This window comes from Pantoea sp. B9002 (assembly GCF_013385945.1).
Taxonomy (GTDB): Bacteria; Pseudomonadota; Gammaproteobacteria; order Enterobacterales; family Enterobacteriaceae; genus Pantoea.
The window spans coordinates 1-9,605 of the sequence record NZ_JACAPA010000070.1 but is presented as its reverse complement, the minus strand read 5'-3'; the positions used below and the strand labels follow the sequence as shown (position 1 = coordinate 9,605).

Annotated in this window: 7 protein-coding genes and 3 pseudogenes; 5 read left to right on the top strand and 5 right to left on the bottom strand. The window is 49.6% G+C overall.

What is annotated here, in order from left to right:
- Positions 1–2,620: pseudogene (locus tag HX773_RS24965) on the top strand (Tn3 family transposase); the annotation flags it as partial.
- 251 nt (positions 2,621–2,871) lie between these two features.
- Here HX773_RS24965 and HX773_RS24960 read toward each other — a convergent pair.
- On the bottom strand, positions 2,872–3,036 hold the full coding sequence (locus HX773_RS24960; protein WP_176973748.1) for a hypothetical protein: 165 nt from the start codon (positions 3,034–3,036) through the stop codon (positions 2,872–2,874).
- Between the two features lie 518 nt (positions 3,037–3,554).
- Here HX773_RS24960 and HX773_RS26055 point away from each other — a divergent pair.
- From HX773_RS26055 to HX773_RS24950, 3 genes and pseudogenes are all read left to right on the top strand, one after another.
- Positions 3,555–3,725 (top strand): annotated as a pseudogene (locus HX773_RS26055) (hypothetical protein).
- A gap of 436 nt (positions 3,726–4,161) precedes the next feature.
- Complete coding sequence (locus HX773_RS24955) at positions 4,162–4,665, top strand: hypothetical protein (protein ID WP_176973747.1); 504 nt, start codon at positions 4,162–4,164, stop codon at positions 4,663–4,665.
- Positions 4,666–4,675: 10 nt separating this feature from the next.
- Positions 4,676–5,107, top strand: a complete 432-nt coding sequence (locus HX773_RS24950; RefSeq protein WP_176973746.1) for a type II toxin-antitoxin system YafO family toxin — start codon at positions 4,676–4,678, stop codon at positions 5,105–5,107.
- A gap of 28 nt (positions 5,108–5,135) precedes the next feature.
- Here the strand turns inward: HX773_RS24950 and HX773_RS24945 are convergent, their stop codons facing one another.
- The 4 genes from HX773_RS24945 to HX773_RS24930 form a co-directional block, all read right to left on the bottom strand.
- The gene (locus HX773_RS24945) at positions 5,136–6,164 is read right to left on the bottom strand and encodes a tyrosine-type recombinase/integrase (protein WP_176973745.1); all 1,029 of its coding nucleotides are present in this window, start codon (positions 6,162–6,164) and stop codon (positions 5,136–5,138) included.
- Between the two features lie 458 nt (positions 6,165–6,622).
- Positions 6,623–6,826 (bottom strand): hypothetical protein, encoded by a 204-nt coding sequence (locus HX773_RS24940; RefSeq protein WP_176973744.1) that lies wholly within the window; start codon positions 6,824–6,826, stop codon positions 6,623–6,625.
- A complete protein-coding gene (locus tag HX773_RS24935) occupies positions 6,823–7,380 on the bottom strand; it encodes a hypothetical protein (RefSeq protein ID WP_176973743.1) in 558 nt (185 codons plus the stop codon). The genes HX773_RS24940 and HX773_RS24935 overlap by 4 nt, the downstream gene beginning before the upstream one ends.
- Before the next feature lie 228 nt (positions 7,381–7,608).
- Positions 7,609–9,141: an IS3 family transposase gene (locus HX773_RS24930; protein WP_176973742.1), complete on the bottom strand. Its 1,533-nt coding sequence runs from the start codon at positions 9,139–9,141 to the stop codon at positions 7,609–7,611.
- Positions 9,142–9,259: 118 nt separating this feature from the next.
- Here HX773_RS24930 and HX773_RS24925 point away from each other — a divergent pair.
- A pseudogene (locus HX773_RS24925) lies at positions 9,260–9,586 on the top strand (helix-turn-helix domain-containing protein); the annotation flags it as partial.
- Positions 9,587–9,605: the final 19 nt, after the last annotated feature.

The window sequence follows — 9,605 nt, the reverse complement described above, 5'->3', positions numbered from 1 at the left end:
AAATACAGCAGGACTGTATTACACACCTGCTGCCGATGGCGACGCGCACCGATAAAGGTATTCTCCTGGCCGAAGAACTGCTGGTCTGGCTCCGGAAGAACAACGTGATAATCCCCGCGATTGATGTCGTGGAGCGTACCTGTGCGGAGGCCATGGCTGGCGGCGATAAAATCGTATTTCAGACTCTGAATGCCCCGTTAACTCAGGCTCACAGGGATGCCCTGGATCGTTTACTTGAGTCCTCAGATAATCAGTCTTCCAGGCTGACATGGCTTCTGCAACCGCCGGGTAAAATCAATGGTAAGAACGTGCTGCAACACCTTGATTGGCTCAGTAGCATTGAATCGCTGGCATTACCTGAAGGTATAGATCGTACCATTCACCAGAACCGGTTGCTGAAACTGGCGAGGGAAGGCCGAAAGATGAGTAGCCGGGATTTGACCCGATTTTCAGCAGCCCGGCGTCATGCGATACTGGTGTGCGTGCTGGAAGAAGCCAGAGCCACACTGACAGATGAAGTGATTGAGCTGCATGAACGCATGCTGAACAGCCTTTTCAGCAAAGCCAAAAGAACACAGGCTGAGCGCCTTCAGCAGAGCGGAAAGCTAATCCAGTCAAAACTGAGGCAGTACATCGATGTCGGCCAGGCACTATCTGAAGCTCGTGATTCCGGTGGCGATCCATGGCTCGCAATAGAAAACATACTCCCATGGCCTGAATTTGTCGCCAGTCTGGAGGAAACACGCCATCTCGCCAGAAAAAATAATTTTGATCCGCTACATATTATTACCGAGAAATACAGCACATTACGGAAATATGCCCCGCGCATGTTGTCCGCTTTACAGTTAATCGCAACCCCGGCAGCGCAACCTCTGGCTGATGCGCTGGTTGTGATCAAGGATATGTACCGGAAGCAGTCGCGTAAAGTTCCTGCGACAGCGCCGCTTGAGTTTGTCCCTGAAAGCTGGCGCAAAGTGGTGATTACACCTGCGGGTATTGACCGGCAGTACTATGAATTTTGTGCGCTCAGCGAGCTTAAGGGTGCATTGCGCTCCGGGGACATCTGGGTTAAAGGCTCACGCCGCTACAAAAACTTTGATGATTACCTCATTCCCGAAAAGGACTTTGACAAACTCACACCGGCGCTGCCCCTGCCCGTATCTGCTGATTATCATGAGTACATTACCAGCCGTATGACCCTGCTTCAGTCCAGACTTGAAGAGGTCAATGCCATGGCTGCCCTTGGTGAGCTGCCCGATGTGGAAATATCTGACAGGGGAGTAAAAGTCTCTCCGCTGGATAACTGCGTCCCGGTACAGGTTTCACCGCTGGCAGAGTTGGTTTACAGCATGCTACCGCGCCCTAAAATCACGGAAATTCTCGATGAGGTAAACAGCTGGACGACGTTTACCCAACATTTTTCGCATATAAAAAATGACATTACCCGTCCCGATACCCGCCAGCTCCTCACCACCATCCTTGCGGATGGCATCAATCTTGGTCTGACCAAAATGGCGTAAGCCTGCCCCGGAAGCACCAAATCATCACTCGAAGATATCCAGGCATGGTACATCCGCGACGAAACCTATTCAGCCGCCCTCGCAGAGCTGGTAAACGCGCAGGGGAAAAGACCACTGGCGGCATTCTGGGGAGACGGGACAACGTCATCATCAGATGGACAGAATTTCAGAACAGGCAGATCAGGCCGCTACGCAGGGCAGGTTAACCCAAAATATGGGCAGGAGCCCGGACGACAGTTTTATACCCATATATCGGATCAATACAGCCCGTTTTACACCTGTATAATCAGTCGAGTCAGGGATTCAACCCATGTGCTAGATGGCTTGCTGTACCACGAAAGTGACCTGGAAATCAGGGAGCATTACACCGATACCGCGGGTTTCACCGATCATGTCTTTGCCCTGATGCATCTGCTGGGGTTTGCGTTCTGTCCGCGAATCAGGGATCTCCACGACAAGAAGCTGTTTATCAAAGGGAAAGCAGACCAGTACCCAGCGCTTCAGTCCCTGATATCAACGACCAGCCTGAACCTGAAAGAGATCGAAATTCACTGGCGTGAAGTGCTGCGTCTGGCGACCTCGATAAAGCAGGGAACCGTGACGGCATCTCTGATGCTGAAAAAGCTAGCCAGCTACCCCAAGCAAAACGGACTTGCCAAAGCACTGAGAGAAATTGGCCGCATTGAGCGAACGCTGTTTATGCTCGACTGGTTCCGCGATCCTGCACTGTGTCGGCAGGTACAGGCGGGGCTGAATAAAGGTGAGGCACGTAACGCACTGGCGCGGGCGGTATTTATGCACCGGCTGGGAGAAATCAGGGACAGGAAGCCGGAAAATCAGAGCTATCGCGCCAGTGGACTGACGCTTCTGACGGCTGCGATCTCGCTGTGGAATACTGTGTATATGGAAAGGGCGATCGATGCCCTGAAGCGTAAGGGACTAAAGATCAGCGAACAACTGCTGTCGCATTTGTCGCCGTTAGGCTGGGAGCACATCAATCTGACAGGCGATTATATCTGGAAAAGCAACCGGATACCGGCTTCCGGTAAATTTCGTCGGCTGAGGCCCGCTAAAGTAGAAAGGTCAAAAAACAACCTTAACGTACAATAATTTTCGATATCCAAACTGACCCCTTAAGGAAGGAAGAGAAAAGGGACTTCGCGCAGATTTACCCGGAAAGCTTGAGTATCTCTGGCGTGCCAGTAGTGGCGACCTGCTGAGACAAAATGATCTCTTCAGACTTCAACACGTCATACATGCAATTACACTTACCGGTGTGAATTACCGAGTTTTAAGCGAATCTGAGTGGGAGGGGCGTCAGGCCGTTCGTATCAGCCCAAAAGCATCGTGCTTATTTCTGCGAAAAGCCGATCTCGAAAGCGGGTTTGATGACGATGGCAATCAGCTTAAATCGCTGTCCGTTCGTATAACTGCAGATTTTGCCCCGATCGATGCTTTGCTCAGCCGTGCCGGATGGCGCAGGCAGGAAGTTGATCCTGATGTTTTCCTTCATCATCTTCTTGCCAGTACTGCCGAAAATAATCAGATTTTGTAAAATCCTGGTTGTTTACAGATCCCGGTCCTCTCAGCATGACTGGCCTGCAGTAATATTCCGGCACAGCCTGTGTTTTGCTTCTTTAATGGCCAAAAAACTGTAATCCTCACATGAAAAATATATAAATTTGGAGTGTCATCTACTAAAGGCAACCCGCTTACTTAAAATGTCTCCGTCTGAAATCAAAGAAGCACAACACAAGCGTTATGATGAAAAAGCGTCTGCGGTGTCCCGGGGTGAACTCGGCTACAAACCAGCTGAGAAGTCCCCTTACAGCAAATCCTGTAAACTTTCATCAAAACATGTCGTCAGCTTTGCCTGAAACCTCTTCATGATGCAAAATGAACCATCTTCTTAAAGATGGTTTTTTTATGTCTGAATCCTTTGTATGAACCACCACATATGAACCACACTCTTAAGCATTAAGTTCTGGACACAGATTACATAGCAGCAGCCTTGAAATAACTCAGGGTGACGGCATGAATAAAGATTGCATCAGCGGAAAAAAGCTTAACAATGATGACATGGACGTAGCGGAAGGTAAGCGCGACCAGCTGGCTGGCAGAATTCAGGAGCGTTAAGGTTATGGAAAGGAACAGGCGGAGAAAGAGCTCCGGGACTGGGAAGGCTCCAACCACTACAAGTGGTAACCACGGAGACCCTATCAGTAAACCGGTCCTGAGCCGTTTTTTACGTTCAGGCTTGAGCGTGTTTTTTAACCCGATTATGACCACCCATTAGCATTTTCCGGTTTCTCAGATTAGCCTTTCCGCCCGCGCTCATTGCTTACCAGCATTTAGTGCCCTATGCATTCCGTAAAGTAAAAAATACGATGCGGAGGGCGCACTGTTGTGGGGCTGCAGTCTGCTTATAACCAGACGCGCACGTCAGTGTGAACGAACAACAGTTAAGATGTGCAGCATTAATACTCCCGTTGGTGTTCATGTGCCAGTCGCCATAAAGAGCGTGTTCCAGTTGATGAAGCTGTCAGACCGCATCCGTACATCCAGGCCAGCTTAACGCTGAGACAGCGCCCCACAGTTAGTGTAAAATAGCCATAAACCTCGCCGAGGAGCCGGAGCTGATATGAGTAATCTGAATAACTTTGCCTGTGACATGCCTTACATTGCGGCCGCGTTTAACGCGCACTTCCGCAAATCCAGCGCATGGCCTCAGGGTACACGTTCAGCTGGCATCAGCGATGTCATCGGTCAGGCCTATCCTCTGGCACAGGCTCTGGAAGACCTGGCGCGCGTTCGCGAAGATCTTCGCACTACCTATCGTGTTCTTGTCAGCATGGCAGACTTTGACGAAGCCACCCGGATTGGTGACAGTATTTATGAATCAGTCTCGATCCTGCTTCTGGAGTTGCGCGCCCTCGAATCCGCCGTAAAAATGGCGGGGAAAACGGATGCTTCTCAGCAGGCCTATCTGGTACCTGTATCGCTCGCACGGGAAGCCGCACGCGATCTCCTGGACTTACTGCAGCAGATGACCGGGGAGGCTGAGCGTCAGGAAAGTAATATTAATCTGATACATCTTCGCAGACTTGCTGAGCATGGAACTCGTGCTGCCAGCTCCCGACACTGAGTAACATCCCTTGAGCTTCAGCGTCAGTCTTAATCCGGACTCCTGCGACCGTTACTTTCACGCATTTTTTGCGTCTCATCCGGATGTGCCTCAACAGCTCGCAGAAGACCTTCTCCGTGATTTTGAGCTTTATAAACGTTACCGCCGTAAGCCAGACTATTTTGGTCGTGACTGCCGCTACGATCGCCCCGAATCAATCATCAGCTCTGAGATCTACCACATTCATCTGGACCTTGTTTCATCGGTTCCTTTCAACGGGCAGCGTATTCAATTCAGGCAGGTAAGTGATACGGCACTGGTCTACACTCGCGGATTTTTCAATGAAGACGCGTACAGCATTCTGGCCGTCCTTGAGCCCGCACACGCCATGGCTTCAGCCGGAAACAATGCGCTAATGCGTACCTTCCAGCACTATGCGGACACCTTCCGCAACCAGAACTGATAGCCACTGAACCGATGACCTATCATTATCAACCTGAATGATACTTATCCATGAAATCAACCATGGCACCGGCGTGCGCATCCACGTGGCGAATATACCGCATCACCGTTTCGGCCTTTTTCCAGGTTCCTTCCTGCATGATCTGCGCCGTGCTGTATTTCTTCGTGGCCATGTCGATCGCAGCGCCGACTCGGGTGCTGTGACCTGACCAGCCGCGGTAGCGGTTTTTATTGGGTTTCATATCCTGGCCGAAACCGGCTTCATGCCAGGCGCGTGCAAATATGTCCTCAAGTGCGCGTGTTGTAAGCGGCCTTTTCGTCTCAGCCCGTGCGCGATTAGTCCGGTGAACGGGGCCAAAGATGTAGGCGTCGGGTTCAGCATTCAGCCCCGAGACTGCAAGCCACGCTGTCAGCCTCTGCGACGACAGGTCACCCAGTCCCTTAATCAGGCCACCGGTCATCACAATGGTTTTCGTCCAGGCAACGTCTAAAATAATTCGGCCATCCGACGCGCGCGACACATCCCGCACGCGCAAGCGTCCCAGTTCGCTCACGCGCAGCAGGGTGGCATAGGCCACGTGGAGAAATGCCAGATCGCGGATCTTCTGCAACCGATCGGAGCCTGACCACCTGCCATCAAGAGTCAGCAAATCGCCAATACGGAAGGGAATAGCCTGACCGGCGCGCTCGCCGCTGATAACTGAAGATCGGTTGATTTTCTTAATGGCGCGTAAAACCAGCGGGGAGACGTTAGGTGGCACCAGCCCAGCGTTACGGTGTAACATCGAGATAAGTGATGCATGTGAGGAAACGGTAGACGACGCGCGTCCCGACGCCTGCAGCCACAAAAGATAATCCCGCAGATCAGCTGGCGTCATCGGCAGAAAACTTCGACCGTTATCTTCCGCCCAGCGGCTGCCGATACGCATCACACTCAGCAGCTGGTTCCAGGTGTTATCGGAGAAAGCGTCCCGATCCTGCACGAATTCACGCAGCCGATCGGCTATGTCACTGTTATCAGGTAATGAAACTACGGAAGTTGGCGTTATTTCAGTCATATTGTCCAGTTTTTAACCGAAAATTCACTCGGCGCCGCTACACGAATTCTGATGAAAGAGCAGGGTAGTTACCCAGAAGAATTCACGTAGCGACGCTGCATTAGTGTTCAGTACTTACCAGGGTGGCAAAGGATCTTAATGATACCCGGATCCATGCGCGGATCCTAACTTCATATAAAGCCCATTATATGAAGTTATCGTTTTTTAAAACGATCCTATAAATGCAGAATTTTGGTTAGAGTGCTGAAAAAATCTTAAACATTTATGAGGATAATCTGCCAAAAATTCTAAATCTTATTAGGAGAAGGTGAGTGCGCAGAGCCAGATACCGGAGTGACTATCAGGGGTGAATGAGTAAATATGGAAGAATGCGTATAGGCACCAGGATTCCAGAGACAGGATAAACTGGTTAGGGAAGAGAAGGTAGACGACAGCCTGGATGAAGGCTGTCTTAGCGATTAGTAAACTTTAAACTCCGCAGGCTCACTGTTCCGCTCAGCATCATCTCCCGCTCTGGTGTTAAGTTCGCGGGCCAGACGCAAAAGTTGCGAGTTGGCAGAAAGAAGGGCTGGTGCAGGAGTCTTTTGCGCGGCGATTCGCTGCTGTTGCTCACGTCGGTACTGGTTGACGCGTTTCCAGTCTGAACTGTTCTGGTTTTTCATATATTACCGTCCTTAAACATTACGGACACATCACCGTTCATATTATAGACAGATTCCATATGCGGGGCAACCCGGATTTTTTTTGCATAACAAGCTGTTATTATACTTAAAAAAACAGCATCAAAAGTAGGGTTCATATCCCTGACAAATTCGACAGCTTTTGGATACTTTCTATCCGGGTAAAGTCCTGATGCAAAATGATCGTAATCTCCAATAGATACTCTGGGTTTATGATAAACGACACATACCGGGCCATCCATCTGAACTATCACATTCGGGGTAACGACGTTATAAAAACCGAAATAACCCAGAATAAATGCAGCTGCACTTACAGCAAATCCTTTGAAAACAAGAACAATGTTAACTGCAGGCCTACTCAGTTCAATAGCTTCAATCAAATCTACTGCTGCCTGCACAGCGCCACCAGAATTATGGTCGAAACGAATAATAATTTTTGTTCCTGGTGAGACGTTACTTATTCTGGAGATAGCGTGGCTAATACGGCCATCATTTATTTTAATATTATTGCTTATTGTTATTGTTTCTTGGGGCATGCCTACACACCTTAGAATGGGACATCGAACGAGCATAATCTATCATAATAATTTCCGCGCTGCTGAGCATGGGTGCCAAAAACGTGCTCGATAAATCGCGCTGCTACGGGCGAGGTGACCTAGAGCGTGAGCGAATTTAATTTAACATAATAAGTATTTTGCGATCTTTATATGTTATAACCATTTAGTAATGTCACTTTTGGAGATGCGGATGTTTTGTTGGACTGGTTATGTTGAGATCCTCAGATGCTGCCGGTACTTCACCGGGCTCATTGAACCTAATGAGATTTTAATACGCTCCTCGTTATACCAGCGTATGTACCTGTCCAGGAAGCACATAAAATTTTCCAACGTTGCGCCCGCCCAGTTTATACCGTAGTACATTTCATTTTTGACCCGCCCGAAGAAGCCTTCGCACGCTGCGTTATCCGATGAGCAACCTTTGCGCGACATGGACCTTATAAGTCCCGACGCGTTGATACGATCAAGCCAGCCCGGCCATCGATAATGACTGCCTCTGTCGCTGTGTATTACCGGCTTTTCATTTTCTCTGAGCGTATCGATCGCATCATCCAGCATGGTATTTACCAGCTTTGCATCCGGTCGCGTTCCGATAGTCCAGCTCACTACTTTGCCATCAAAACAGTCAATGACTGGTGACAGATAGACTTTGCCTGCTGGGATCTGGAACTCGGTTATATCGGTCAGCCACTTTTCATTTGGCCTGCAGGATCGAAAATTTCTGGCGAGAAGATTTTCAGGTGCCGGACTGATTTCTCCGCAATAAGCGTTGTAGCGACGCCTTCCGGTTCGTTTAACAACAAGCTGCTCTTCAGCCATCAACCTGCGGACGACCTTCTCAGAGATATGCATGTTATTTTTACGCAGCATCGCGTGCAGACGCCGGTAGCCGTAGCAACGGTAATTCCCGTCAAAGAGTTTTGCCATCGTCACGCGTATTTCAGCGTACTTATCGTGCCGGCGCAGCTTTGCTTTGTGATAGAAATAGCAACTGCGCGCAAGTCGCAGTGCATTAAGCAGCTCAGCTAAAGGATATATTTCCTTAAGGGCATCAACGACCTGGGTTTTGTCCCTGTTCTTCAGGGTCTGGAAGCTGATGCCCATGTCTTTTTTTATCAGTTCATTCGCTTTAGTCAGAATGTCACGCTCAAGCTCCAGCTGATGAACTTGCTGTTTGAGCCGTGCGACCTCTTCTAGCAGTGCATCCTGGTTTTTATCCTGAGAACCTGATTTACGTTTACGCATGGATTGATAAGCCTCATCGTCGATTAAGTCTTTCTTCCACTTGTACAGAACCGGAACGCTGACGCCTATATTTTGTGCAACTTTAAGAGCCGTCCCGCGCCGGTTGCAGAGTGCGCGAACAGCCTGTGTTCTTTCGTCCGGACTGAAGCATTTGTTGGTATTCGAGCGAATAATCAGCGGACGTCGTCCCGGATAAATCTCTGTGACCCAGCGTTTAAGCACTTCGCTGCTGGGATATCCGATGGCGCGGCAAGTGAAAGCAAGACATCCACCATGCGTAAGATAATGCTCAACAGCGGCGACTTTCTGCGCATAAGAGTAACGTTCCCTTGGCTTTAATTCTCTCGGTAAATCACCCTTCTCTTCATAAATACGAACCCAGCGGCCAAGCTGTTTTATGGACGGGTAACCTAATTCCCTGACTACTACAGACGCTTTTCTGCCATATAGATAATAGAGTTCAACAGCGCGAATCCGGTCCTCATAAGAATGCATAAATCATCTCCTGAAGGTCCAGGAAAACATCCGCACTCCCTTTATCCAGATAGAAACGTCACCTTAGAGTAAGCTAAACTGAACGCAATTCTAAGGGACTCAACGGATGTTGGTGACCATGTCAGATAAAGAGATTCACCGCTTGCCAGTGATACAGGCTGTTTGTGAAAAGCGCCTACGCCGTCGCGATGCAGCGTCACAGCTTGGCATCTCAGAACGTCAGGCGCAACGGCTTATCAATCGTTACCGGGTTTCTGGTGCTGAAGGACTTGTCAGCCGCAAACGCGGTCAGCCCAGCAACCACCGGTTGACCGAATCTCTCAAACTACGAGTGCTCACGCTGATACGTGAAAACTACAGCGACTTTGGTCCCACACTGACCGCAGAAAAACTCAGAGAGCGCCATGATATCCGACTTTCAATCGAGACCGTCCGCAACTGGATGTGAGTTCAACGGGTCGACG

What these genes read in the sequence shown, in the direction of transcription:
- HX773_RS24940 (WP_176973744.1), bottom strand. Translation starts at nt 6,826, where the DNA reads ATGAAAAACCAGAACAGTTCAGACTGGAAACGCGTCAACCAGTACCGA.
- HX773_RS24955 (WP_176973747.1), top strand. Translation starts at nt 4,162, where the DNA reads ATGAGTAATCTGAATAACTTTGCCTGTGACATGCCTTACATTGCGGCC.
- HX773_RS24945 (WP_176973745.1), bottom strand. Translation starts at nt 6,164, where the DNA reads ATGACTGAAATAACGCCAACTTCCGTAGTTTCATTACCTGATAACAGT.
- HX773_RS24930 (WP_176973742.1), bottom strand. Translation starts at nt 9,141, where the DNA reads ATGCATTCTTATGAGGACCGGATTCGCGCTGTTGAACTCTATTATCTA.
- HX773_RS24960 (WP_176973748.1), bottom strand. Translation starts at nt 3,036, where the DNA reads ATGATGAAGGAAAACATCAGGATCAACTTCCTGCCTGCGCCATCCGGC.
- HX773_RS24935 (WP_176973743.1), bottom strand. Translation starts at nt 7,380, where the DNA reads ATGCCCCAAGAAACAATAACAATAAGCAATAATATTAAAATAAATGAT.